The sequence below is a fragment of the Pseudonocardia sp. KRD291 genome, from assembly GCF_019263595.1.
Taxonomy (GTDB): Bacteria; Actinomycetota; Actinomycetes; order Mycobacteriales; family Pseudonocardiaceae; genus Pseudonocardia.
The window spans coordinates 1-23,549 of sequence record NZ_JADQDD010000039.1; the positions used below are offsets into that span (position 1 = coordinate 1).

At 71.1% G+C, this 23,549-nt stretch carries 20 protein-coding genes; 9 read left to right on the forward strand and 11 right to left on the reverse strand.

The window, feature by feature from the left end; translation table 11 throughout:
* The 3 genes from I4I78_RS08310 to I4I78_RS08320 all read right to left on the reverse strand — a co-directional run.
* Positions 1-870: CoA-binding protein (locus I4I78_RS08310; protein WP_218610646.1), on the reverse strand; the 870-nt coding region annotated here is incomplete at its 3' end.
* 74 nt (positions 871-944) lie between these two features.
* Entirely contained in the window at positions 945-1,265 is a 321-nt protein-coding gene (locus I4I78_RS08315; protein WP_218610647.1) for a hypothetical protein, read from the reverse strand.
* A gap of 299 nt (positions 1,266-1,564) precedes the next feature.
* Entirely contained in the window at positions 1,565-2,200 is a 636-nt protein-coding gene (locus I4I78_RS08320) for a TetR/AcrR family transcriptional regulator (protein WP_218610648.1), read from the reverse strand.
* An 88-nt stretch (positions 2,201-2,288) separates the two neighbouring features.
* On the opposite strand from I4I78_RS08320, the gene I4I78_RS08325 reads away from it, so the two are divergent.
* The 5 genes from I4I78_RS08325 to I4I78_RS08345 all read left to right on the forward strand — a co-directional run bounded on the left by I4I78_RS08325 (position 2,289) and on the right by I4I78_RS08345 (position 7,486).
* Positions 2,289-3,056 (forward strand): enoyl-CoA hydratase/isomerase family protein, encoded by a 768-nt coding sequence (locus tag I4I78_RS08325; RefSeq protein WP_218610649.1) that lies wholly within the window; start codon positions 2,289-2,291, stop codon positions 3,054-3,056.
* 2 nt (positions 3,057-3,058) lie between these two features.
* Positions 3,059-3,871, forward strand: coding sequence for a TIGR03084 family metal-binding protein (locus tag I4I78_RS08330; protein WP_308251975.1), 813 nt, complete (start codon positions 3,059-3,061; stop codon positions 3,869-3,871).
* Positions 3,868-5,604 carry an acyclic terpene utilization AtuA family protein gene (locus I4I78_RS08335; protein WP_218610650.1) on the forward strand — a complete coding sequence of 579 codons (1,737 nt, stop codon included), beginning with the start codon at positions 3,868-3,870 and terminating at the stop codon, positions 5,602-5,604. Before I4I78_RS08330 ends, I4I78_RS08335 begins: the two co-directional genes overlap by 4 nt.
* Positions 5,605-5,654: 50 nt before the next feature.
* Entirely contained in the window at positions 5,655-6,485 is an 831-nt protein-coding gene (locus I4I78_RS08340) for an SDR family NAD(P)-dependent oxidoreductase (RefSeq protein ID WP_218610651.1), read from the forward strand.
* 89 nt (positions 6,486-6,574) lie between these two features.
* Complete coding sequence (locus I4I78_RS08345; protein WP_218610652.1) at positions 6,575-7,486, forward strand: alpha/beta hydrolase; 912 nt, start codon at positions 6,575-6,577, stop codon at positions 7,484-7,486.
* A 69-nt stretch (positions 7,487-7,555) separates the two neighbouring features.
* On the opposite strand, the gene I4I78_RS08350 is transcribed toward I4I78_RS08345, so the two are convergent.
* The 4 genes from I4I78_RS08350 to I4I78_RS08365 all read right to left on the reverse strand — a co-directional run bounded on the left by I4I78_RS08350 (position 7,556) and on the right by I4I78_RS08365 (position 12,050).
* Positions 7,556-8,710 (reverse strand): thiolase family protein, encoded by a 1,155-nt coding sequence (locus I4I78_RS08350; protein WP_218610653.1) that lies wholly within the window; start codon positions 8,708-8,710, stop codon positions 7,556-7,558.
* A 65-nt stretch (positions 8,711-8,775) separates the two neighbouring features.
* Positions 8,776-9,924: an acyl-CoA dehydrogenase family protein gene (locus I4I78_RS08355; RefSeq protein ID WP_218610654.1), complete on the reverse strand. Its 1,149-nt coding sequence runs from the start codon at positions 9,922-9,924 to the stop codon at positions 8,776-8,778.
* A gap of 192 nt (positions 9,925-10,116) precedes the next feature.
* Positions 10,117-11,280 (reverse strand): thiolase family protein, encoded by a 1,164-nt coding sequence (locus I4I78_RS08360; protein ID WP_218610655.1) that lies wholly within the window; start codon positions 11,278-11,280, stop codon positions 10,117-10,119.
* A complete protein-coding gene (locus I4I78_RS08365) occupies positions 11,271-12,050 on the reverse strand; it encodes a FadR/GntR family transcriptional regulator (protein ID WP_218610656.1) in 780 nt (259 codons plus the stop codon). Before I4I78_RS08365 ends, I4I78_RS08360 begins: the two co-directional genes overlap by 10 nt.
* Positions 12,051-12,078: 28 nt before the next feature.
* On the opposite strand from I4I78_RS08365, the gene I4I78_RS08370 reads away from it, so the two are divergent.
* The 3 genes from I4I78_RS08370 (at position 12,079) to I4I78_RS08380 (ending at position 15,713) form a co-directional block, all read left to right on the forward strand.
* Positions 12,079-13,245, forward strand: a complete 1,167-nt coding sequence (locus tag I4I78_RS08370; RefSeq protein ID WP_218610657.1) for an acyl-CoA dehydrogenase family protein — start codon at positions 12,079-12,081, stop codon at positions 13,243-13,245.
* Between the two features lie 24 nt (positions 13,246-13,269).
* Entirely contained in the window at positions 13,270-14,931 is a 1,662-nt protein-coding gene (locus I4I78_RS08375; RefSeq protein ID WP_218610658.1) for a long-chain-fatty-acid--CoA ligase, read from the forward strand.
* An 83-nt stretch (positions 14,932-15,014) separates the two neighbouring features.
* Positions 15,015-15,713, forward strand: coding sequence for a transglutaminase family protein (locus I4I78_RS08380; RefSeq protein WP_218610669.1), 699 nt, complete (start codon positions 15,015-15,017; stop codon positions 15,711-15,713).
* On the opposite strand, the gene I4I78_RS08385 is transcribed toward I4I78_RS08380, so the two are convergent.
* From I4I78_RS08385 to I4I78_RS08400, 4 genes are all read right to left on the reverse strand, one after another.
* Positions 15,700-17,256, reverse strand: a complete 1,557-nt coding sequence (locus I4I78_RS08385; RefSeq protein ID WP_218610659.1) for a long-chain fatty acid--CoA ligase — start codon at positions 17,254-17,256, stop codon at positions 15,700-15,702. The genes I4I78_RS08380 and I4I78_RS08385 overlap by 14 nt on opposite strands.
* A 132-nt stretch (positions 17,257-17,388) precedes the next feature.
* On the reverse strand, positions 17,389-18,543 hold the full coding sequence (locus I4I78_RS08390) for an acyl-CoA dehydrogenase family protein (protein WP_218610660.1): 1,155 nt from the start codon (positions 18,541-18,543) through the stop codon (positions 17,389-17,391).
* Between the two features lie 57 nt (positions 18,544-18,600).
* Complete coding sequence (locus I4I78_RS08395) at positions 18,601-20,610, reverse strand: biotin carboxylase N-terminal domain-containing protein (RefSeq protein WP_226379332.1); 2,010 nt, start codon at positions 20,608-20,610, stop codon at positions 18,601-18,603.
* Between the two features lie 5 nt (positions 20,611-20,615).
* Positions 20,616-22,217 (reverse strand): carboxyl transferase domain-containing protein, encoded by a 1,602-nt coding sequence (locus I4I78_RS08400; protein ID WP_226379333.1) that lies wholly within the window; start codon positions 22,215-22,217, stop codon positions 20,616-20,618.
* Between the two features lie 131 nt (positions 22,218-22,348).
* Between I4I78_RS08400 and I4I78_RS08405 the strand changes: the two genes are divergently transcribed.
* The gene (locus tag I4I78_RS08405; protein WP_218610661.1) at positions 22,349-23,527 is read left to right on the forward strand and encodes an acyl-CoA dehydrogenase family protein; all 1,179 of its coding nucleotides are present in this window, start codon (positions 22,349-22,351) and stop codon (positions 23,525-23,527) included.
* Positions 23,528-23,549 lie beyond the last annotated feature (22 nt).

The window sequence follows — 23,549 nt, forward strand, 5'->3', positions numbered from 1 at the left end:
GGAGACGCCGATGACCCCGTAGCGCTGCAGCACGGCGTCGCTGACCCGGGCCAACCCGGCGAGCGCGCCGGTGTGCGAGCGGGCGGCGGCCTGACCGCGCTCGGAGTCGCCCGCGCGCAGCAGCACGACCGGCACGTCCCTCCGGCGCGCGAGGGCAAAGAAGTCGGTCAGGTGGCGGCCGCTGCGCACGCCCTCCAGGTAGAGCGCGACGGCCCGCACGCCGGGCTCGCCCAGGGCAGCCGAAGCGATCTGGGCCGCGTCGAGCACGGCCTCGTTGCCGGTGCTGACCATGTGCGAGAAGCCCAGCCCGCGGGCGTGCGCCATCGCGCAGACGTAGCTGCCGATCGCGCCGCTCTGGGTGACCAGCGCGACCGGTCCAGGGGTCAGATCCGCGCCGTCGACCAGCGAGCCGAAGGTCCCGTAGAAGCGGGTGCCGAAGTCGATGACCCCCAGCGAGTTGGGGCCGACGACGGCGAGCCCCCGCTCGTGTGCCAGCTCCCGCAGCGCCCGCTCCCGTGCCGCACCGGCCTCGTCGAGCTCGGCGAACCCGGAGCTGAACACGAGGAACGTCCGGGTGCCGCGGTCGGCCGCGGCCGCGACCGTGTCGAGCACCGCCTCGGCGCGCACCGCGATGATCGCGAGGTCCGGCGCCTCGGGCAGGGCGGCGGCGTCGGGCACGCAGGCGACACCCTCGACGGAGGCGTGTCGCGGGTTGACGGGGTAGAGCCGCGGCGGGTTGTCGCCGCGCAGCAGGCTGCGCAGTGTCCGGGTGGCCGGACGCGTGGGGTCGGGCGAGGCGCCGAACAACGCGACCGAGGCCGGTCGGAACAGGCTGCCCATCAGCTCGGACCCGATCGGAGCTGCCACCATCGACTGTCCCCTCACCCCGGATACTCCAGCACGTCCGTGCGGGAGTCGGATGTCCCGCTTCGCGACAGTCCGGCTCAGCCGACGTAGAGATCTGCCAGCTGGGCGCGCAGCTTGTACTTGGGGACCTTCCCTCCGACGGTCTCGGGCATGCCGTCGGCGTACACGATGCGCCTGGGTCGCTCGAACCCGGCCAGGCGGTCCCGGCAGAACCCGGGTTCGTCGTTCTCGTCGGCGACCGCCCCGGGCGGGACACCACGACAGCTGTCACGGCCGCGCGCAGCACGCGGATGGGCGTGCAACACCGACTCGACCCGCATGCTGGACGCGTTCTCTCCGCCGGACTTCACAATGTCCGTGTAGCGGTCGACCATGATCCGCAGGCCGTCGTCGACCACGGCGCTGTCGCGGGAGTGGAACCATCCTCCGCGGCTCGCCTCCCGGCTCGCCTCGGGATTGCATGGTCGGCCCCGCGGTGGGTCAGCCGGGCGAAGGCGTCGTCGCCGTAGGCGCCCGGAGGGCCGGTCAGCCCCTCGTCGTCGGGTCGGCTCCAGGTCAGCCGCTCCAGTACGTCGCCGACCGAAGTGCGGTCCCAGCGGTGCACCGCGCAGCGTCCGCGCAGTGCGGTGGCGTCCAGCTCCATCGCCGGTTCCTCTCTCGGGACCTGTGGTGAGCATGTCGAACGGCTTGCACCGAATCAAGAGTTAGTCAGTTCGGGTTCACTTCGTCGATCGGGGGTCGGGCTGACGCCGAGGCAGGCGTGCGCGGTGATGTCGAGCAGTTCGGTCAGGCGGTTGGCGGCCAGGCCACTGCGGTAGAACAGCGTCGCGTGCACAGCCCCGATCGCGGCGTGCACGAGTAGCCGGAGGTCACCGTCGGTCAGCTCCGGCCGCAGCGGACCGAGCACGGCCACCCACTCCTCGATGTAGTGCCGCTGTCCCCGTCGCAGCCGTCGACGGTCGGCGTCGGGCAGGCTGTAGGCCTCGCGGTGGTAGACGGTGAGCACGTCGCGATCGTGCATCGCGATGGCGATGTGCGCGCGGACCAGCAGGGACAGGGCAGAGCGGTCGTCGGGCGCGGTGGTCAGGATGTCCGCCGCCTCGGACTGCAGCCTTGCCATTGCCTGGTCCAGCAGGGCGACGAGAATGTCCTGCTTGCTGGTGAAGTGCCGGTACACACCGGAGCCCACGATGCCGGCCTCGGCCCCGATCTCGTCCATCGCGACCGCGTGGAAACCCCGTCGGGCGGCGAGCGCGGCTGCGGCGGAGAGAATCCGGGCACGCCGGTCGGGATCGCGCCGCCGGGGAGTGGCGGGTTCGCTCGGGTTCGCCATCTGGCCATCATGACACCCCGCTGGGTAAGGTGCCGCGAGTGAACATGCCCTCACATCGGAGGGTCGGCGCCGATCAGGACGGGGACCGTTGAGCGAGGAAGCGATCATCTACGAGGTCGTCGACGGGGTTGCCTGGCTGACGATCAACCGGCCGGAGGCTCGGAACGCTCTCAACGCCGCGGTCCGGCAGGGGTTGTTCGACACGGTGCGCCGCTTCAACGGCGACGACTCGGCCAGGGTCCTGGTGCTGACCGGGGCCGGCGACAAGGCGTTCTGTGCCGGCGGGGACCTGAAGGAGATGTCGGAGACGGCGCTCACGGTCCCGCCGCGCGACTTCGCGCCGCAGTTCGGGCGCAACATCGAGGTCGTCAAGCCGACCATCGCCGCGGTGAACGGCGTGGCCTTCGCGGGCGGGTTCCTGTTGGCCCAGCAGTGCGACCTCGTGGTCGCGGCCGAGCACGCCACGTTCGCGGTCAGCGAGGTCAAGGTCGGCCGTGGATCGCCGTGGGCGGCGCCGCTGTCGTGGCTGCTGCCGCCGCGGCTCGCGCTGCAGATCCTGATGACCGGCGACCCGATCACCGCCGAGCGCGCCCGCGAGGTGGGCATGGTGAACGAGGTCGTGCCCGCGGCGGAGCTGCGGGCACGAACCCAGGAACTCGCCCTGCGGATCGCCTCCAACGCGCCGCTGTCCGTGCTCGCGGCGAAGCGAACGGTGTACCTCTCCGCGCAGCACCACCTGGCCGAGGCCTACGACCTGGCCGACGAGATCTGGGAGCCGGTGTACCTGAGCGCCGACGCGCAGGAGGGCCCCACCGCCTTCCGCGAGAAGCGCACACCGGTCTGGAAGGGGCGCTAGCCGTGGCCGTGACGATGGAGTCCGTGATCACCGACATCGAGGCGGAGACGGCCGACCTGAGGTCGCTGATCGCCGATCTGCCCGACGGGTCGGCCGGGTGGGACGCCCCGACCCCGGCCACCGGCTGGGCCGTCCGCGACCAGATCAGTCATCTGGCGTTCTTCGACGACATCGCGGTGCGCTCGGCCACCGACCCCGAGGGGTTCACCTCCGAGGTGCTGCCCATGCTCGCCGACGGCCGAATCTCCCCGGACACGATCGCCGAGCGCTACCGGCCGATTCCGGGAGCGGAACTGCTGTCCTGGTTCGACGGCGCGCGCAGCGCTCTGGTCGCCGCCTTCGCCGCGATCGACCCCTCGGCGCGGGTGCCGTGGTTCGGCCTCCCCATGAGCGCGGCCTCCTCGCTGACCGCGCGGATCATGGAGACCTGGGCGCACGGTCAGGACGTCGCCGACGCGCTCGCGGTGACCCGCGTGCCTTCGGCCCGGTTGCGCCACGTCGCCCACATCGGCGTGGGCGCGCGGGCGTTCAGCTACATGGCCAACGGCCTCGAGGTGCCTACCGAGCCCGTCCGTGTCGAGCTCACCGCTCCGGATGGCGCGATCTGGACCTGGGGTCCCGACGGCGTGCCCGACCGGGTCACCGGCCCGGCACTCGACTTCTGCCTGCTCGTCACCCAACGACGGCATCGCGACGACACCGCGCTGGAGGCCACCGGAACATTGGCCGACCAGTGGCTCTCCATCGCGCAGGCCTTCGCCGGACCTCCCGGCGGCGGGCGCACGGCAGGCCAGTTCGACGGAGGTGCGGCGTGAGGGACCCGGTACGGATCGGCAACTGCTCGGGCTTCTACGGCGACCGGATCTCCGCGGCGCGGGAGATGGTCGAGGGCGGGGCGGGCGCGGAGGGCATCGACGTGCTCTGCGGTGACTACCTCGCCGAGCTGACGATGCTCATCCTCGCGAAGGCGCAGGCGAAGGACCCCGCGGGCGGTTACGCCCGCACGTTCCTGACGCAGATGGAGCAGGTGCTGGGTACCTGCTCCGATCGCGGTATCAAGATCGTGGCCAACGCCGGCGGGCTCAACCCCGCGGGGCTGGCCACCGCGCTGCGCGAGCTCGCGGACCGGCTCGGTGTCACGGTCCGCGTGGCCCACGTCGAGGGTGACGACCTGCGCGGGGACCTGGCCGCGATCACGCCGGCGGTCGGTGAGGTCAAGCCGGTCTCGGCGAACGCCTACCTCGGTGGCTGGGGCATCGCAGAAGCGCTGGGCGCCGGTGCCGATGTCGTCGTGACCGGCCGGGTCACCGATGCCTCGCTCGTCGTCGGCCCGGCCGCCTGGTGGCACGGGTGGGAGCGCACCGACTGGGACCGGCTCGCCGGTGCCGTCGTGGCCGGTCACGTCATCGAGTGTGGTCCACAGGCCACGGGCGGCAACTACGCCTTCCTCGACGAGATCACCGACCGCCGCTACCCGGGCTTCCCCATCGCGGAGGTCGCGGCCGACGGCTCGTCGGTGATCACCAAGCACGCCGGAACCGGCGGGCTGGTCTCGGTCGGCACGGTCACCGCCCAGCTGCTCTACGAGATCGCCGAGCCCGCCTACCTGGGCCCCGACGTCGTGACGCATTTCGACACCGTGGCTCTGACCCAGCAGGCCGAGCACCGGGTGGCCATCACGGGGGCCACCGGCAGCCCGCCACCGGAGACGCTGAAGGTGGCGCTCAACGATGTCGGGGGCTACCGGAACACGATGACGATGGTGCTCACCGGCCTGGACGTGGAGGCGAAGGCCGCGTTCGTGCAGCAGCAGCTGTTCGACATCCTGGGCGGCCGGGACTCCTTCGCCGAGGTCGACGTCCGGTTGCTGCGCTTCGACCAAGGGGACGCCCCGAGCAACGACCAGGCCTGCGCGCACCTGCGGATCACGGTCAAGGACCCCGACCCGCGCAAGGTCGGACGGGCGTTCTCGAGCGGGATCATGGAGGTCGCCCTGGCCGGGTACGCGGGCTTCCACACCACCACGCCACCCACGTCGGAGTCGGCGTTCGGCGTGTACCGCCCCGCGGCCGTACCCCGGTCGAGCGTGACGCAGGTGGTGGTGCTGCCCGACGGCGAGCGGCGGAGAATCGCCGATCCGCCGACCGGCGCCGTGCCGGCCGCGGAGACCGCCGACGTCACGGCCACCTCGCAGCCGACCGGCCCCACTCGCCGCGCACCGCTGGGCGCGGTGTTGGGCGCCCGGTCCGGGGACAAGGGCGGCAACGCCAACATCGGTCTCTGGGCCCGCGACGACGCCGGCTACGCCTGGGCGCGCGAGCATCTGACCGTCGAGCGTCTGCGCGGGCTGCTCGGCCCGGAGGCGGCGCGGCTGCGCATCGACCGGTTCGAGCTGCCCAACCTGCGTGCGCTCAACGTCGTGGTGCACGGACTGCTGGGGGAGGGCGTGGCGTCCTCGACCCGTCCCGATGCCCAGGCGAAGGGACTGGGGGAGTACGTGCGCTCCCGCACCCTCGACATCCCGCAATCCCTGCTCAGCGGGACCTGAGCAGGCCGGACCCGGTGCGGGCCGCGCCCGAACCAGAAGGTGGAACGAACATGGGCAAGCTGGACGGCAAGGTCGCGCTGGTGTCGGGCTCCGGCCGCGGGATCGGGCGCGCCATCGCCGAGAAGCTCGCCGGTGACGGCGCCAAGGTCGTGGTGAACGACCTCGATGCCGACCCGGCGAAGGAGACCGTGGCCGCGATCGAGGCGGCCGGAGGCGCGGCGGTCGCGTGTTCCGGCAGCGTCACCGAGGACGGCTTCGCCGAGCGGTTCGTCGGCACCGCGGTCGACGCGTTCGGCGGGCTGGACATCGTCGTCAACAACGCCGGCTACACCTGGGACTCGGTCATCCAGAAGATGAGTGACGACCAGTGGGACGCCATCCTCGACGTGCACCTCAAGGCGCCGTTCCGGATCCTGCGCGCGGCGCAGCCGGTGATCAGTGCCGCGACGAAGAAGGAGAAGGCGGCGGGCCTCGACGTGCCGTGTCGCAAGGTCGTCAACATCTCCTCGATCGCGGGCACCGGTGGCAATGCGGGCCAGGCCAACTATTCCTCAGGCAAGGCCGGGATCATCGGCCTGACCAGGGCGATGTCCAAGGAGTGGGGCCGCTACAACGTCACCGTCAACGCGGTGGCCTTCGGCCTGATCCGCACCCGGCTGACCGAGGTCCCCGCCGGGGGCGACGGCAAGATCGACATTCAGGGCCGGCAGCTGGCCGTCGGGGTCAACCCGGAGCTGCTGGAGTCGATGGAGCGCGGCATCCCGCTGGGGCGGGCGGGCACCCCGGCCGACGCCGCCGGGGCGGTCTACCTCCTCTGCATTCCCGAGTCGGACTACGTCAGCGGTCAGCTCGTGATCTGCGGCGGCGGGTTCACCGCCTGAGCCCGACAGGGCCGGGTGTTGCGTTCCGACACACCCGACCCTGCCGGGATGCCCCTAGGGTTGCCGGTACCCGAGGAAGGGAGCGTCCGATGGCGAGCGCCGAGTCCGCGTATCTCAGTGACCTCTACAGCGACTGGTCGGCGAGGATGACCGCCGAACCGGAGATGGGCATGCCGGCTCTGCGCGACCTGTTCGAGGAATGGCACCTGCCCACCGTCGAGCCGGAGGGCGTGACCTACGCCGAGACCGAGGCCGACGGCGTGCCGGTGCTGTGGTGTTCCCCCGTCGACGCCGCGGCCGACCGCGTGCTGCTCTACACGCACGGCGGCGGTTTCGTCGTCGGGTCGCGCCACACCCACCGCAAGCTGGCGGGCCACCTGGCCAAGGCCATCGGCTGCCGGGCGCTCGTCGTCGACTACCGCCGCGCTCCCGAGCACCCGTTCCCGGCGCAGCTCGACGACTGTGTCACCGCCTACCGGTGGCTGGCCGCCCAGGGGATCGAGCCGGGCCACATCGCCACAGCCGGTGACTCGGCGGGCGGCAACCTCGCGATCAGCGTGGCGCTCAAGCTGCGGGCCGACGGCGATGCACTCCCGGCCGCGCTCGTCCCGATGTCGCCGTGGCTGGACATGGAGCACAAGGGCGAGACCCTGGACACCAACTCCGGCACCGACGCGCTGGTGCAGCGACCCATCCTGGAGGCGATGTCGGGAATGTTCCTGGGCCCGAACGGATCGGCCATCGACCCGCTGGCCAACCCGCTCTACAGCGACCCGGCCGGGCTTCCCCCGATGTACATGACCGCGGGCGGGGCCGAGACCCTGCTGGACAACGCGCAACGGTTCGCGGCCAGTGCACGTGCCGTCGGCGTCGACGTCACGATCGACGTGGTGCCGGACATGCAGCACGTGTTCACGTTCCTCGCCGGCCGCGCCACCGAGGCGGACAAGGCGGTCGCCGACATCGCGGCATGGATCCGGCCGCTGCTGGGACTTGCCTGACCCCCAGTACCGGCCACGCTGCCCTGCCGGCTACCGACCCCGGGAGCCGGCAGGGAGGCCGGGTGGTGGTCAGCCGACGAGTTCCACGACCGTCGCGTTGGCCATCCCGCCACCCTCACACATCGTCTGCAGGCCGTACCGAAGGCCCTTGTCGCGCATGTGGTTCACGAGCCGGGTCATCAGGATGGCCCCGGACGCCCCGAGCGGGTGTCCGACGGCGATCACGCCGCCGAGCGGGTTGAGGCGGTCGGGATCGGCCCCGGTCTCGGCCAGCCACGCCAGCGGGATCGGGGCGAACGCCTCGTTGACCTCGAAGGCGCCGACGTCGGTGATGTCCAGCCCGGCCCGGCCCAGCACCTTGGCGGTGGCCGGGATCGGGCCGGTCAGCATCATCACCGGGTCGGCACCACTCACGGCACCGGAGTGGTACCGCACGATCGGGGTGAGCCCGAGTTCCGCCGCGCGCCGTGGCGTGGTCACCAGCAGGGCGGCCGCCCCGTCGGAGATCTGCGATGCGTTGCCCGCATGGATCACACCGTCGGCATCGAACGAGGGCTTCAGCGCTGCCAGCTTCTCGGCGGTGGTGCCCCTCCGCAGCCCTTCGTCGACGGTGTGCCCGGGAGCCTGCGGGACCGTGGCGAGCTGCCCGTCGAACGCGCCGGAGTCGATGGCGGCGGCGGCGCGCTCGTGGCTGCGGGCGGAGAACTCGTCGAGTGCCGTGCGCGTCAGGCCCCACTTGGCGGCGATCAGCTCGGCGCCGCGGCCCTGATGGAACGTACCGCCCCCGAGCTCGGTCTCGTAGCGGCCGAGCAGCCGCGGGCCGTAGGGGAGGCCCACGTCCCGGCCGGCGCCGAGCGGCACCCGGCTCATGGACTCGACCCCGCCCGCGACGACGACGTCGTACTGGCCGGCCATCACCATGCCGGCGGCGAAGTCGAGCGCCTGCTGGCTCGACCCGCAGGCGCGATTGACCGTGGTGCCGGGCACCGACTCGGGCCAGCCGGCGGCGAGCACGGCCGACCTCGCCGGGTTCGCGGACTGGTCTCCGACCTGGTTCACGCAGCCCCACACGACGTCATCGACGACCGCCGGGTCGATGCCCGTGCGTTCGACGAGCGCCTCCAGCACCCGGGCCGCCAGCTCAACGGGGTGCACGCCCGCGAGCGATCCGCCGCGCTTGCCGATCGGTGTCCGGACGGCTTCGACGATCACTGCATCGGGCATGTCGACCTCCACGTCGCTACCGCATAATCATCATGAGGATAGCGGGTGCTGGGCCTGTGGTGAACTCACTCAGGGGCGAACTTGCGGCCGAGGAGGTGGCGCGCGACCACGAGCTTGGCCACCTGGGCGGTGCCGTCCGCGATCTCGAACGCCATCACGTCGCGCAGTCGCTGGCCCTGCGGGCTGTCGCTGCCCCAGCCGGCGTGCCCGAAGGTCAGCAGAGCCTGGTGCACCACCTCGCCCGCGGTCTTCGGGGCGAACCACTTCGCCATGTTCGCGGCCACCGAGTGCTCCAGTCCCTGGTCCTTGCGCCACAGGGCCTCGTAGCAGATGTGGCGAGCGCCGGCCAGCCGGGTGGCCTGCTCGACCAGCGGGAACGCCACGCCCTGGTTGCGGCCGATCGGTCCGCCGAACGCCTCCCGGGTGCGCGCGTACTCCAGGGCGTCGTCCAGTGCCGCCTCGGCGAGGCCGACACACATCAGGCCGATCACCGCCCGGGAGTAGTCGAATCCCTGCATCACCGACACGAAGCCGGCGCCCTCCTGCCCGATCAGCTCGTCGGCGCCCACCGGCACACCGTCGAAATGCAGCGACGCGCGTCCAATGGCCCGGCCTCCGTGGTCGTCCAGCGCGGTGCGGGCGATCCGTTCGTCGTGCAGGTCCACGTAGAACGCGCTGACCCCCCGGGCGCCGGGCCCGCCAGTGCGGGCGAACACGACACCGGTATCGGCCAGCATGCCCATCGAGATCGACGTCTTCTCCCCGACGAGGCGCCAGCCCGATCCCTCGGGAACGGCGCGCAGGGCGAGGTTCGCCGCGTCGGAGCCGTGCTCGGGTTCGGTGAGCACCAGCGCCGACATCGCCGACCCGTCGGCGATCGGCGGCAGCCAGCGCGCGAGTTGCTCCTCGCTCGCGTTGCCGACCAGGATGTCGGAGTTGAGCGCGGCGACCAGCAGGATGTAGCAGGCGTTGATGTCGGCCCGTGAGATCTCCTCGGCAGCCATGCCGGTGGTGACGGCGTCAGCATCCTGGCCGCCGAAACGTTCCGGGACGCGCAGTCCTGTCAGGCCGACCGACGCCATCTGCCTGGGTAGTTCCGGGCGCATGCGGCCCGCCCGGTCGTCGGACCGGTAGTGGGGGGCCAGTTGTTTCTCGGCGAACGAGGCCAACTCCCGGCGAAACATCTCCTGGTCGGGGTCGAAGGCGAAATGCATGGGTTCCTCCGGTTGGCAGGGCTGTCCGGCTGGACGATCAGGATGAGGATACTGAGAATGGTGGCAGCCGCGCGTCTGCCGGAATTCGGCCGCGGTTACACCTCCAGATCGGGCTTCGGCCGAACGAGCGGACGTGCCGTCGAGCTTGGCCACGATCGACGCAGCTGGGCGCCCCGCCCGTGGGCAGCGTCGCTACCCGACGGCGGACAGGATCGTGACGACACAGGCGGCGGGCCCGTCGCCCAGGGAGCCACCGGCGTTCTCGGCGAGGCCGATCCGTGCCTTCTGCACCTGGCGGGCGCCGCCTCGGCCGCGCAGCTGGTCGGCGAGGTCCACGATCTGGGCCGCCCCGGTGGCGCCGATCGGGTGGCCCCGGGCCAGCAGGCCGCCGGACACGTTCATCGGTCGTGTGCCGCCGATGCCCGTGGCGCCGTCGCGGGCGAGCCGGGCGCCCTCGCCCACCGCGGCGATGCCGATCTCCTCGGCGATCACGAGTTCGGCGGGTGACGCGGCGTCATGCACCTCGAACAGGTCGATCCCGTCCGGGTCGACGCCGCCCTGTTCGTAGGCGGCTCGGGCGGTGCGCCCGACCACGTCCCCGGCGTCGCCGACGCGTGCCGCCCCGACCGCCGAGGCCAGCACTCGCACGGACGGCTGGTCGCGTCGGCGGGCCAGGTCGGGCCGCGTCAGCACACAGGCGGCTGCCCCGTCGCCGATGGAGGAGCACATCGGCCGGGTCAGCGGGGCCACGATCGTCCGCGCGGCGAGGATCTCGTCCGCGGTGAGCGCCGTGCGGTTCTGCGCGATCGGGTTGAGGCTGCCGTTGAGCAGGCTCTTGGCCGCGACCAGTGCCAGGTCGCGGGCCGAGGCGCCGGTCTGTTCCAGGTAGGCGCGAGCCTCGGCCGCGTAGATCTCCATGAACACGGGGCGAGACCCGTCCTGCTCCCCGACCAGCTCGACGTCGACTGCCGTGGCCAGTGCCCGCCCGGCGCGCGTCCGGTCGGTGCCGGTCATCTTCTCCGCGCCGACCACCAGCACATGATCGTAGGCGCCGGAGGAGACCGCCATCGCCCCGAGGTGGAATGCGCTCGAGCTGGACGCGCAGGCGTTCTCGACCGACACCATCGGCCGTCCGGCGACGCGCGATCCGCCCAGCGCCGTGTGGGCCCGGATCATCTCCTGCCCGGTGAGGACGCCTGCAGCGGCGTTGCCGAACACGACCAGCCCGATCTCGTCCGGCTCCACCCCGGCATCGGTCAGCGCAGCGTCGGCGGCCTCGGCGGCCATCTCGCGCAGCCGGGTGCCCACGAACATGCCGAACCGGGTGATGCCGGTACCCACGATCGCTACGTCCATGTCGCGACGTCCTTCCTGTCCTCGATGTCGGGCAACTCGTCGACGTCGGGCCACAGCACCCGCTCGTCGAGGGCTCGCGCCGCGCCGTCGCGCAGCCGGCCGGTCGTGGCGGCGAGCACGGTCGCCGCGTGCCCGGCCGCGCCGGCGGCGTCGCCCGCCCCGATCGCCGCCAGCAGGGCGCCCCGCGCCTCGTCGGATCCGTCTCCCGGTCCCGGCCCGGTCCGGTCGAGCGCGTCGCTCATCCAGGCCAGCGCCGTGAGGACCAGCTCCAGGACGTCGTTCCCGGTGGCCGCGGCCAGGAGCCGGTGGAACTCCAGGCGCTCGCGGCGCCGGTGCGCGGAGGCCGAGGAGGCGGTGAGGCGGTCGTGGCAGGCGCGCAGCATCGCGAGGTCGGAGGCGTCCCCGCGCTGCGCGGCCATCCGGGCCGCGACGGGTTCCAGCACCGCTCGCGACTCCAACAGGCCGCGCAACGTGGTGCCACGGAACTGCAGCGCGATGGCCAGCGCGCTGCCCACGACACGCGGCCCGGGTAGCGCGATCCGGGCGCCGCCGCCCGGTCCGCTGCGCACGTCGATGGCGCCGAGATAGGACAGCACGCGCAGGGTCTCCCGCAGCGAGCCGCGCGAGACGTCGAAGTAGCTCATCAGGGTCGGCTCCGAGGCCAGCCGGTCGCCGGGGACGAGCCGCCGGGCGACGGCCTCGCGCATCATCCGGCGCGCCGTCACCCGGGGGACGGAGCCACCGGCGGCCCGGCTCTCGATGCTCGACACGCCTCCCACGATCTCGTATCCTAAATCAATGCAATCTGGTACACCAGATAGTCCCTTCGTCTTCTCCCGCGAGCACGCCGACTTCGAGGCCTCGGTCGCGGCGCTGGGCCGCCGCGAGTTCCACGACGGCTACCTCGCGCGGGCGACCTCGAAGGAGATGTGCTGGGACGAGCTCAAGGCCCTCGGACGCCACGGTCTGCTCGGGATGACACTCCCCGCCGCTCACGGGGGACAGGACGCGGACCCCGTCACGGTCGGCATCGCCTGCGAGCAGATGGCCCGTTCGGACTTCAACCTGGCCTACCTGATCTTCGGGTCGGTACTGCTCGACGGCCTCCTCACGGGGCTGCCGGCGCACGTCGGGGAGCCGGTGGTGCATGCGGTGGCGGCCGGTGAGCAGGTGGTGTGCCTTGCGCTGACGGAGCCCCGCGGTGGCTCCGACGCCTCCGGGCTCGCGGTGCGCGCCCGGCCCGTCGACGGCGGTTTCCGGTTGTCGGGGGAGAAGACCTCGGTCACGTTGGGCGCGCATGCGACCCACGCGATCGTCGTCGGCACCGTCGACCCCGCGCTGCGGTCACGCGGGACGAGGCGCCTGCTGGTGCCGCTGGACGACCCGAGCATCAGCCGGCAGCGGTTCGCCGATCCCGGCTTCCGGCCGCTGAGCCGGGTCGGGATGAGCTTCGACGACACGTTCGTCCCGGCCGATCACGAGATCACCGACGGCGGCAGCGGCCTGGCCACGCAACTGGCCGACTTCGACTTCACCCGCGCGCTGCTAGGGCTGATGGTGCTCGGCGCCGCCCGCCGCGCCATGGACACCACAATCGACTGGGTGCGCCAGCGCACGGCGTTCGGCGCGCCGATCGCCACCTACCAGGGCGTGTCCTTCACTCTCGCCGAGTGGGACACGCAACTCGAGGCGGCCCGCTGGCTGTGCTACCGGACGCTCGGCCTGCGCGCCGCAGGCTCACCACACACGCGGGAGGCCGCGATGTGCAAGTGGTGGGCGCCGCGGATCGCGGTGCAGGCCATCAACGACTGCATCGTGCTGCACGGCCACGTCGGGTGGTCCACCGAGATGCCGTTGCAGCAGCTGCTGCTCGACGTCAGCGGCCTGCAGATCGGCGACGGTACCCCGCAGATCCAGAAGCTCGTGATCGCCCGCCATCTGATCGGCCGCGAGCACGTCGGCTGACCGACCACCGAAAGGAGGCGCTCGATGAAGCGCGTCACCGGATGCCCGTCCACCTCGGGCGACAACTACCAGCTCACCACCACCACCTTCATCCGGCACGCGGTGCGCACGCACCCGGAGCAGGAGATCGTCTACCGCGCCGGTGGGGAGATGCGGCGCTACACCTACGCCGACGCCCACCGGCGGATGATGCGAGCCGCGAACGCGCTCGAGACGCTCGGTGTCACCCCCGGGGACCGGGTCGGGGTACTGGACTGGAACTCCCACCGGCACTTCGAGCTCTACTTCGCGATCCCCGGCACCGGGGCGGTGCTGCTGCAGATGAACCTTCGCATCTCCGCGGACGACCTGTCCTACGTCGCCGCCCACAGCGAGGCGTCCTACGTCATCGTCGACGAGTCGTTGCTGCCGCTGGCCGAGGCCATCGCACCACAGCTGCCAGGGGTGCGGAACTGGGTGGTGATGTCGGACCGCCCGATCGCGGAGACCACGACGACGCTGCCCGGGGTGCTGGGGTACGAGGAACTGCTCGCGGCCGCCTCCGACGAGTACGAGTGGCCGGTGGTGGAGGAGACCAGCGCGTACAGCGCCTGCTACACATCAGGCACCACCGGCCGGCCCAAGGGCGTGTACTACTCCCACCGCAACATCCACCTGCACTCGCTGACCATGGCCGCCTACCTCGGCATCAGCAGCGACGACTGTGCCCTGGTCATCGTACCGATGTTCCACGGTCAGTCCTGGGGACTGTTCTACGCGTGCGCGATGATGGGGGCGAAGCTGATCTTCCCGGGCAGATACACGGCCGAGGAGACCGCGCCGCTGGTCGACCTGATGATCGCTGAGAACGTCACGATCGCGCATGGTGCGCCGGCCATCTTCGGTCCGATGCTGGAGTACATCCGCACGCTGCCGCAGGCGCCGGACCTGGGTCGGGCGCGGTTCCTCTCCGGGGCGACCGAGCCGCCGCTGTCGTTGATGCGCGGGTTCAAGGAGCTGACCGGGGCCGAGATCATCCACGCCTACGGGGCCACCGAGACCACGCCCCTGGTCGCGTTGAACCACCGGCTCAAACGGTCGGTGCGCGAGCGCCTCGACGTCGAGGGGCAGTGGGATCTCAAGCGCAAGCAGGGATTGTTGATCACCGGTGTGGACGTCCACGTCGTCGATGCCCACGGGGAGGAGGTGCCGCACGACGGTGTCAGCGTCGGTGAGGTCTGCATGCGCGGGCCGTGGGTGGCCGTGCGCTACCACGACGCACCGGGGACCGAAGGCAACTTCCTCGACGGCTACTGGCGCAGCGGCGACGCCGCCACCGTCGACGCCGACGGCTATCTCAAGGTCGTCGACCGGATCAAGGACGTGATCAAGAGCGGTGGCGAGTGGATCTCCTCGATCGACATGGAGAACGCGATCGTCGGCCATCCCGGCGTGCTCGACGCCGCCGTGGTCGGCCTGCCGCACCCGAAGTGGCAGGAGCGCCCACTCGCGCTCGTCGTACTCCGGCCGGGGGCCGAGGTGACGGTGGAGCAGGTGAACGATCTTCTGCTCGAGCGGTTCGCGCGCTGGCAGCTCCCGGACCGCGTCCTGTTCGTGACCGAGATCCCCAAGACCAGCGTCGGCAAGACGAGCAAGCGCACCCTGGTGCAGGAGTACGCAGATCTCTACGGCGGCGGGACCTCATGAGACGGCGGTCCGCTGCCGGCCGTGATCCGTGTCCCTACCGGGGGCAGTACGCGCTCGCGATCTCTACTGTCCGGTAGGTGGACATGGACTATCTCGCTCCCGGTCGATTCGTCGACTCCGATTCGTCCGCTGTGCGCGCGTTCACCGCTGAGATCGTCAGCGCCGAAACCGATCCCGTGGCGCGGGCGGTTCGCCTGTTCGACGTGGTCCGCGACCGGATCTGGTACGACCCGTTCGCCACCAGCACCGACCCGGCGACCTATCGGGCCAGCGCGGTCCTGGAATCAGGGCGTTCGTGGTGCGTGCCCAAGGCGGTCCTGCTGGCCGCGGCGGCTCGGGCGGCAGGGATCCCGGCGCGCCTCGGGTTCGCCGACGTGCGCAACCACCTGCAGACCGAGCGCCTCCGGAAGAGGATGAACGGCATAGACCTGTTCGTCTTCCACGGCTACACGGACCTGTTCCTGGAGGGGCGCTGGGTCAAGGCCACGCCGGCGTTCAACGCCGAGCTCTGCTCACGGTTCGGAGTCGAGCCGATGGTGTTCGACGGACGCTCCGACGCCCTGCTGCACGAGTACACCGCCGACGGCGGCGCGTACATGGAGTACGTCAACGACCGAGGGGTCTACACCGACCTGCCGCTCGACGAGATGCTCACGACACTGCGCCAGGTGTACGGCGGCGGTCTCCTCGACGACGATGCCTCCGACGGCGCCGACGAGTTCACCCCCCGGGGTCGCGTCGGGCTGAGCATCCCGCCGGAGACATGCGTCAGCGCAGGATGACGCCGCCCTCGACTCCGGTGAACTGCTTGCGCAGCTCCGTCTTGAGGAGCTTGCCGGTGGCGTTGCGGGGAAGCTCCTGCACCAGGTGCACCTCGCGCGGACACTTGAAGTGCGCCAGCCGCTCGCGGCACCAGGTGATGAGCTCGTCGGCGCCGGGTTCCTGCCCGGCGGCCGGGTCGGCCACCACCACGGCGACGACGCGCTCGCCCCACTTCTGGTCCGGACCGCCGACGACTGCGGCATCCAGCACGCCGGGGTGACGGAACAGCACCTGCTCCACCTCGATCGGGTAGACGTTCTCCCCGCCCGAGATGATCATGTCCTTCTTACGGTCGACCAGCGTGATGTAGCCCTCGCTGTCCATCCGACCGAGGTCGCCGGTGTGGAACCAACCGGCCCGGAAGGCCTCGGCGGTGGCCGACGGATTCATCCAGTACCCGACGAACACGTTGGGTCCGCGCACCAGGAGCTCGCCGACGGTCTCGACCGGGACGTCCCGGTCGTCGGCATCCACGATGCGGGCCTCGACGTGCACCGCGACCCGGCCGATGGACCCGGCCCGCGTCGTGATGCTGGCGGCGTCCAGGACCGAGACCAGCGGTGCGGTCTCCGTCATCCCGAATCCCTCGGCGAAGGGGACGCCGCGTTGCTGCATGAAGTCGATGACGGTCAACGGCACCGGCGAGCCGCCGCCCATGGCGAACTGCAGCGCCGACAGATCGTAGGAGTCGAAGTCGGGCACCTGGGTCAGCGCCGACCACATCGCCGGCACCATGAACTGGACGGTGGCCCGGCTCTCGGCCATCGCCTTGAGCGTGCCCACCGGATCGAACGACGGAAGGATCACACTGGTCCCGCCGACGTAGAGCAACGGCAGCGTGTGCACCCCCAGCCCGCCGATGTGGAACATCGGGGCCACGGCCACGGTCACGTCGCTCCCGCGCAGGCCCTGGTCGGTGCCCAGCACGTTGATGGCGTTCCACAGCAGGTTGTCGTGGGTGAGGACGGCGCCCTTCGGGCGGCCGGTGGTGCCCGAGGTGTACATGATGAACGCGGGGTCGCGGCCGTCCACATCTGTGTCGAGAGGCTCCGGGGCACCTCCGGCGAGCAGGGCGGTGTAGGCCAGCTCACCGTCGGCCGCGGCACCCCCGGCCCGGACGGTGTGACGGACGCGGACCCCGGGTTCGGCCAGTGCGGCAACCGCCGCCGCCGCGAGCGGCTCGTGGAAGACGAACACGTCGGCGCCGGCGTCGGCGAGGATGTAGCCGACCTCCGGGCCCGCGAGTCGGACGTTGATCGGGACGGTGATGGCACCGATCTTCGCGCAGGCCAGTAGGACCTCCATGAACTCGACCGAGTTCACCAGGAGAACGGCCACGCGGTCCCCCTTGCGGACGCCGAGGCCCAGCAGGCTCGAGGCGACCTGGGTGGTGCGCCGTTCAAGGTCGGCGTAGGTGACGCTGATGTCGCCACAGACGAACGCCGTGCGCGGCCCATTGAGGAAGGCCCGCTTGGTGACCCACTGACCGATACCGCGATCCATGTCGGTACTCCTCGGCCGCCGTGTCGGCGGCTCCTCGTCGTTGAGCGGCAGGGTGAGGCAGGCCCCGACCGCCGCCTGGACGCATTTGTGCGCCCGTGCCCGCCGAAACGGACACGAGCAGACAAAGAGTGCTCAGTACGAGCGTGGCAGGTTCAGGCTGTGCTGCGCCACATAGTTGAGGATCATCTCCCGGCTGATCGGCGCGGTGCGCATCAGCCGGGCCGGGCCCCAGAGCGTGGCCAGCCCGTACTCGGTGGCCATCCCGTTGCCACCGTGGGTCTGGATCGCCTGGTCCAGGGCCAGGATACCCGCCTCGGCCGCGGCGTACTTGGCCATGTTCGACGCCTCGCCCGAGCCGGGGTCGCCGGCGTCGTGCAGCGACGCCGCCCGTTGGGTCATCAACCGGGCCAGCTCGACCTGGATCTTGGCGTGGGCGAGCGGGTGCGACACGCCCTGGTGGGATCCAATCGGTACGTCCCAGACCTTGCGCTCACGCGCGTAGGCGGACGCCTTGTCCAGCGCGTAGCGGCCGATGCCGTTGCCCAGGGCGGCGCCCATGATGCGCTCCGGGTTCAGGCCCATGAACACCTGGCGCAGGCCGTCGTTCTCCGTGCCGATCAGGTTCTCGGCCGGCACCCGCACGTCGTCGAAGAACAGGGTGAACTGCTTCTCCGGCGTCACGGCCTGCACGGGGATGACGGTCTTGGTCAGCCCGGGCGCGTCGGTCGGCACCACGATCAGGCTCAGCCGCCCACGGCCCCGGTCGTCGACGGCGGTACGGGTGACGACCAGGATGGCCTCGGCCTCGTCGACGCCGGAGATGTAGTACTTGGTGCCGTTGAGTACCCACTCCCCGCCCACACGCTTGGCGTGGGTGGAGATGTTGTGGGAGTTCGAGCCCGCGTCCGGCTCGGTGATCGCGAACGACATGATGATCTCACCGCTCGCGATGCCCGGCAGCCAGCGCGCCTTGAGCTCGTCACTGCCGAACGCCTGGATGATCGTGCCGCAGATGGTGGGGGAGACCACCGTCATCAGCAGCGGGCACCCGGCCGCGGCCAGCTCCTCACCGACGACCTGCATGTCGTAGATTCCGCCACCGCCACCGCCGTACTCCTCGGTGATGTTGACGCCCAGGAAGCCCTGTTTGCCCACGGCGTTCCACAGCTCGGTGCTCTTCTCACCGGCCAGTGACTTGGTCACGTAGTAGTCGTGGCCGAAGTCCTTGGCGATCTCGGTGACCGCCTTGCGCAGGTCGCGCCGTTCCTCGGTCTCGTGCAGTTCCATGTCCGCTCCCTACCCTTACGGTGATGCGCCGCCGGACGGCGGATCGTGTGGTCCGTACTACGTCTCGTCGTCGACGGGCTCGACCACGGCGAGCGGGTCGCCGGTGGCGACCTGCCGGCCGACCTCGACCGGCAGCTCCGCCACCACACCGTCGATCGGGCTGGTCACCGAGTGCTCCATCTTCATCGCCTCGAGCACGACCAGGGGCTGGCCCGCGGTGACGACGTCCCCGGCCGCCACGTGCACCCGGATCACCGAACCGGGCATCGGCGCGGTCAGCGAACCGGCCGGCTTCAGCGTGCTGGGGTCGACGAAGCGGGGGATCCGGGTGAACGTGCTGGACCCCGCACTGCTGTCGACGTAGGCGGTCTCGCCGTCGAGGAGCACCGCGTAGGAGCGCCGCACCCCGGCCGCCTCCAGTACCACGCGGTCAGGGCCGTGGCCGAGCACGACGACGTCTTCGATCGGCTTGTCGTCGACCTCGACCTCGACACGGTCGCGGTGCACCGCGTAGGACACCTGCAGCTCGGTGCCCGCGCTCGAGGTCCAGCCGGCACGCTGCAGCTGGGAGGGGTTGTTGCGCCATCCCGCCGGCAGGTTCGGCTGGACCCGGGCGGTCGCCCGGTTGGCGGCGACCCCGGCGAGGGTGGCGGCGACCGCGTGCAGCCGCTCGCTGTCGGCGTCGAGGAGCAGCCCGCCGAGCTCGGTGGCGTCGTGGCGGTCCAGGAAGCCGGTGTCGGTGCCGCGGCCCGCGAACTCCGGGTGCCGCAGCACCCGGACCAGCAGGTCGCGGTTGGTCGTGAGGCCATGGATCCGGGCACCGGCCAGAGTCGCGGACAGCGTTCCGAGCGCCTCGGCCCGGGTGGGTGCCCAGACGATGACCTTGGCGAGCATCGGGTCGTAGTGGTGGCTGACCACCGAGCCGTCACGTACCCCGGAGTCGACCCGGACGCCGGTGAGCTCGGGGAACCGCAGCGTGCGCACGGTGCCGGTGCGGGGCAGGTAGCCCTTCGTCGGGTCCTCGGCGTAGAGCCGGGCCTCCACCGCGTGGCCGGTGATCGTCGGCCGGCGGACCTCGGCGGGCAGCGGTTCACCCATCGCCACCAGGAGCTGCAGGCGGACCAGGTCCAGTCCGGTGACCAGCTCGGTGACCGGGTGCTCGACCTGCAGGCGCGTGTTCATCTCCAGGAAGGCGAACGTGCCGTCGTCGGCGCCGCCGTTCGCGTCCAGGACGAACTCGACGGTGCCCGCGCCCACATAGCCCACGGCCCGCGCCGCGGCGACCGCCGCGGCGCCCATCCGGGCCCGCAGCTCCTCGCCGACGACCGGGGAGGGAGCCTCCTCGATCACCTTCTGGTGGCGTCGCTGCACCGAGCACTCCCGCTCGAACAGCGCGACGGTGCCGCCGTGCACGTCGGCCATCACCTGGATCTCGACGTGCCGGGGGCGTTGCACGTAGCGCTCCAGGAACACGGTGCCGTCGGCGAACGCCGAGGTGGCCTCGCGTGCCGCCGAGGCGACGGACTCCTCGAGCGTGTCGGCCGACTCCACGATCCGCATCCCGCGCCCGCCGCCACCGGCACTCGCCTTCACCAGCAGCGGATAGCCGACCTCGGCGCCGAGCTTGCGCAGCGCCTCGGCGTCGAGTCCGGTGGCGTCCCCGCCGGGGAGCACCGGGACACCGGCCTCGGCCATCATCGCCTTCGCGGTGAGCTTGGAGCCCATCGCGTCGATGGCGTCGGGCGGCGGCCCGACGAACACCAGCCCGGCCGCGGCGCAAGCGCGGGCGAAGGCTGCGTTCTCGGACAGGAAGCCGTAGCCGGGGTGCACGGCGTCCGCACCGGTGCGCAGCGCGGCGGCGATCACCCGGTCGACCTTGAGGTAGGTCTCGGCGGGGGAGGAGCCGGGCAGCCGCACCGCCTCGTCGGCGTCGTCGACGTGCCAGGCGTCGGTGTCGGCGTCGGAGTACACCGCGACGGTGGCGATGCCGAGGTCGCGGCAGGTCCGGAAGACCCGCCGGGCGATCTCGCCACGGTTGGCGACCAGCAACTTCTTGATCACGGGCATCGCCGTCACATCCGGAACACGCCGTAGCCACGCTGGCCACGGACCTCGTCGTTGTGCACCACGGACAGGCAGAGCCCGAGTATGGTCCGGGTGTCGCGCGGGTCGATGATCCCGTCGTCGTAGAGCCGCCCGCTGTTGGCCAGTGCCACCGACTCGCGCTCGATCTGGCCCTCGACGGCGGCGCGCATCTGGGCGTCGGCGTCCTCGTCGAAGGGCAGGCCGCGGTCCGCCGCCGACTCCTTGGCCACGATCGAGAGCACGCCGGCCAGCTGCGCGGGGCCCATCACGGCCGACTTGGAGTTCGGCCAGGCGAACAGGAATCGCGGTGAGTAGGACCGCCCGCACATTCCGTAGTTGCCCGCGCCGTAGGAAGAGCCCATGACGATGGTCAGGTGCGGCACGGTGCTGTTGGACACCGCGTTGATCATCTTCGCGCCGTCCTTGATGATCCCGCCTTGCTCGTACTCGGCGCCGACCATGTACCCGGTGGTGTTCTGCAGGAAGATCAGCGGCGTGTCTACCTGGTTGGCCAGCTGGATGAATTGGGAGGCTTTCTCGGCCTCCTCGCTGAACAGGATGCCCCGGGCGTTGGCCAGGACACCGACCGGGTAACCGTGGATCGAGGCCCACCCGGTGACCAGCGAGGTGCCGTAGAGCGGCTTGAACTCGTCGAACGCCGAGCCGTCGACCACCCGGGCGATGACGTCCCGCGGGTCGAAGGGGACCTTCGGATCGACCGACGCGATGCCGAGCAGCTGGTCCGGGTCGAGCACCGGCGGGTCGACGGGCATCGTGGGGCCGGGACCGAGCTTGCGCCAGTTCAGCCGGGCCATGATCCGGCGTCCGATACGGATGGCGTCTTGCTCGTCCTCGGCGAGGTAGTCGGCCAGGCCGGACGTGCGGGCGTGCATGTCGCCGCCGCCGAGCGACTCGTCGTCGGACACCTCTCCGGTGGCCATCTTCACCAGTGGTGGGCCGCCGAGGAAGACCTTGGAGCGGTTGCGGATCATCACCACGTAGTCGCACATGCCCGGGATGTAGGCCCCGCCCGCGGTGGAGTTGCCGAACACCAGCGCGAGGGTGGGCAGGCCCAGGGCGCTGTGCTGGGTCAGGTCGTGGAACAGCTGGCCGCCGGGAACGAAGATCTCGGCCTGGGTCGGCAGATCGGCTCCGCCGGACTCGACGACGTTGATGATCGGAAGCCGGTTCTCGCGGGCGATCGCCATACCGCGGAAGACCTTGCGGAAGGTGAAGGGGTTCGACGCCCCGCCACGGACCGTCGGGTCATGACCGATGATCATCGCCTCGATGCCTTCGACGACACCGATCCCCACGACCACGCTGCCGCCGACCGGGAACGTGGTGCCCCACGCGGCGAACGGACACAGCTCCAGGAACGCGGTGTCCGGGTCGAGCAGCAGCTCGATCCGTTCGCGGACGAGCAGCTTTCCGCGCTTGCGATGGCGCGCCGTGTATTTCTCGCCGCCCCCGCCGTTGGCCAGCGCCAGCTGCTCGGAGATCGCGGTCAGCTGTGCCGTGAGTCCTTCGCGGTTGCCGACGTAGTCCGGGGTCTGCGTGTCGACCCGGTCGGGCAGCACGTCAACCAACTTCTCCTCCGTGGCGGCATCGACGTCGATCTCCTGACGAGTTATGTTAGCGGCTACTAACGTCCCGCGACAACGGGGTGCGCACGTTCGGTGGTGCGGAACCCGGCCCGGTACACCGGAGGAGGCCCCCAATGACCCAGCTGGACCAGCGTGACGTCTCGGCTGCGCCGCAGGACCCGTGGACGACGCCGGAGCGGCTCGCCCTGCGTGACCTGGCCCTGTCGTTCACCCGCAGGGAGATCGCGCCGCACCTGCCGGACTGGGAGGACGCGGGCGAGCTGCCACGGTCGCTGCACCGGAGTGCCGCCGAGATCGGGCTGCTCGGCATCGGGTTCCCGGAGGAGGTGGGGGGCAGCGGTGGCGACCTGCGGGACCTGGTGCTCCTCACCGAGGCCGTGATCGAGGGGGGTGGGTCGTCGGGGGTGCTGGCCAGCCTGCTCACCCACACCATCGCGCTCCCGCACCTGGTCGCATCCGGCGACCCCGAACTGATCCGTCGTTATGCCGTGCCCACCCTCGCCGGGGAGATGATCGGCAGCCTTGGCATCACCGAGCCCGACACCGGGTCCGACGTGGCCGGGATCCGGACCACCGCACGCCGCGAGGGCGACCACTACGTCGTCAACGGGGCGAAGCTGTTCATCACCTCCGCGGTGCGGGCCGACTTCGTCACCACCGCGGTGCGCACCGGCGGGCCGGGCGCGTCCGGCATCTCGCTGCTCGTGGTGGACCGGGGCACGCCGGGATTCACCGTCTCGCGCACCCTCAAGAAGATGGGCTGGCTCTGCTCCGACACCGCCGAGCTCGGCTACTCCGACGTCCGGGTGCCCACGGCGAACCTGGTCGGCCCGGAGAACAGCGGCTTCCTGCAGATCATGCGGCAGTTCCAGGTGGAGCGGGCGTTCCTCGCCGTGCAGTGCTACGCCACCGCCCAGCGCTGCCTCGACCTCACCCTGGACTGGGTCAAGCAGCGGGAGACCTTCGGCCGGCCGCTCTCGACCCGGCAGGTGGTCCGGCACAAGATCGTCGACATGGCGACGGCCGTCGACGTGGCACGGACCTACACCCGCGTCGCGGTCGACCGCATCGTCGCCGGGGACACCAACGTGCGGATGGTCTCGATGGCCAAGAACCAGGCCGTCGAGGCCTGCGCGTTGGCCGTCGACACCGCGGTGCAGCTGCACGGCGGCATGGGCTACCTGCGTGAGACCGAGGTGGAGATGCACTACCGCGACTCCCGGATCCTCGGGATCGGTGGTGGCACCACGGAGATCATGAAGGAGATCATCGCCAAGCACATCGGCCTCTAGCCCAGCCCCGACCATTCCTGCG